Source organism: Pseudaeromonas pectinilytica (assembly GCF_054780855.1).
The window spans coordinates 1-545 of record NZ_BAAGVN010000142.1 but is presented as its reverse complement, the minus strand read 5'-3'; the positions used below and the strand labels follow the sequence as shown (position 1 = coordinate 545).

The window sequence follows — 545 nt, the reverse complement described above, 5'->3', positions numbered from 1 at the left end:
TGTTATTGAGTGATCGGCATGGATGTTATTACGTGATCGGCATGAATGTTATTGAGCGATCGCCATGCGTGGGAATATGCACGCTGTTCAAACTGATGGCCGTTCCGCTGAAATCACCCGATTACAGCTGCATCAGCAAGCGGGCCAATACCGTGGAAATCAACTACCGGGCGCCGAGCAAGGGGCCTGTGACACACCTTGTAATCGACTCCACCGGGCTCAAAGTTTACGGCGAAGGTGAGTGGAAAATGCGTAAGCACGGCAAGGAGAAACGCCGTGTCTGGCGTAAGTTACATCTAGCGGTTGATGCCACAACGCATGCCATAGTGGCAGCAGAAACGAGCTTGGAAAACATTGCTGATAACGAAGTGTTGCCCACACTGCTCAACCCGTTGCGTCGCAAGATAGAACAAGTCAGTGGTGATGGAGCCTATGACACTCGGGAATGCCATGCACTGGGCATTGTTGCTCAAATCAGGGAACTATCCCGCAGTTTGGTGATCTGATCTCTTAGGTTCACCACCGGGAGCGCCAGATGGGCAAGT

General features: G+C 52.1%; 1 pseudogene. It reads left to right on the top strand.

From position 1 onward, the window contains the following. Window positions 1-80: 80 nt before the first annotated feature. A pseudogene (locus tag ACYVG7_RS09875) lies at window positions 81-458 on the top strand (IS5 family transposase); the annotation flags it as partial. Between the last annotated feature and the right edge of the window lie 87 nt (window positions 459-545).